This window comes from Burkholderia sp., assembly GCF_018375725.1.
Classification (GTDB): domain Bacteria; phylum Pseudomonadota; class Gammaproteobacteria; order Burkholderiales; family Burkholderiaceae; genus Burkholderia.
The window spans coordinates 1-1,396 of the sequence record NZ_JAHACR010000518.1; the positions used below are offsets into that span (position 1 = coordinate 1).

At 67.7% G+C, this 1,396-nt stretch carries 1 protein-coding gene and 1 pseudogene; one reads left to right on the top strand and one right to left on the bottom strand.

The genetic code is table 11. The annotated features are described in order from the left end of the window. The coding region (locus tag KH616_RS25000; protein ID WP_292254932.1) for a DUF3348 family protein at positions 1 to 343 on the bottom strand (343 nt) is incomplete at its 3' end. Positions 344 to 664: 321 nt separating this feature from the next. On the opposite strand from KH616_RS25000, the pseudogene KH616_RS25005 reads away from it, so the two are divergent. Beyond that, positions 665 to 1,396: pseudogene (locus tag KH616_RS25005) on the top strand (biosynthetic peptidoglycan transglycosylase); the annotation flags it as partial.

The following is a 1,396-nucleotide window of genomic DNA, read 5'->3' on the forward strand; positions in this document are numbered from 1 at the left end:
GCCGCACCGGCGGCCACGCCCGCGCCGACGCCGGCCGCGCCGATCCGCCACGCCCGCTGTCGGCGGACGCGCGCCGGCCCGTGATCGCATTCGCCAGCGACGTGCGAACGTCCGCGCACATGCGCTCGACATCGCTGCCGAACGCGCGCGCGCCGGGCGCAACGGCGGGCGGCCCGCCACTCAGCGCCGAGGACAGCGAGATGGCATCGGTCCAGCCGAGCCATTGGCTCAGCCGGTCCGAGAGCGACTGCCTGGATTCGGGGACGTCGGCATCCGCCAGACGCGCGAGCAGGCGTACGAGCGTCGGGCCGCTCAATGCTGTCCGCTGTGGGGCTTGCACCATACGGCGAGATTCAAAAAAGGCAGCAGTTTACACGCCCGGCCGCCCGACTCGCGGCTGCTCGCCGCAATTGCGTCGGGAAGCGTGTCCCCGACGACGCGCCCATGCCCGATCGCGGCCTCGGCGCGACGGCGTTCTGCCGGAAACAACGGATGTCGCGCGACCGTATCCGCCACTCTCCGCGCACACACGCACGCGACAGCCGTTGTCGAGCCGAAACAAATGTAATCGTCTGTAAATGCCTCGCCCCGAAGCCCGTATTTGACGGCGGGCGCACCGTTTCGCTTTGGTACGATCCCGCCTTTTCCGTTTGCACCCGCCACCGTGAATCGCCGATTTGCTACGTTGTTCCGTGATTTTTGCGCGCGGTGGCTCGCTCGCATCCAGCCGCTCGCCACCGCCGCCGCAACGACCGCCAGAGGCTGGCTGGGGCGCGCCTTGCACCGGCTTCGCCATCCGACGCGACGCGGCATCGCCCTCACTCTTGCCGCCGTGCCGGCGCTCTTCGTGCTGTATGTGCTGGCGCTCGTGCCGTCCACGCCGAGCATCGGCGATATCCGCAAAGCCCGCATCGACCGGCCCGCGCTCGTCGTGTCGGCCGACGGCAAGTTGCTCGCCGAGTTCAGGCAGACCCATCGCGAATGGGTGCCGTTATCCCGCATCTCGCCGTACATGATCGACGCGTTGGTCGCGACCGAAGACCGCCGCTTCTATCACCACCACGGCATCGATTTCCTCCGCACCCTGTCGGCGGCGCTGCGCACGTTCTCCGGCGACCGCCAGGGCGGCTCGACGATCACCCAGCAGCTCGCGCGCAATCTCTATCCCGACGACGTCGGCCGCGCGCCGACGCTCACGCGCAAGCTCAAGGAAGTCATCACGGCGTTCAAGATCGAAACCGTCTACAGCAAGGACCAGATCCTCGAAACGTACCTGAACACCGTGCCGTTCCTGTAAAACGCGTACGGCGTCGAGATGGCCGCGCGCACGTACTTCGACAAATCGGCCGGCGCGCTCGACGTGCTGGAAAGCGCGACACTTGTCGGCATGCTGAAG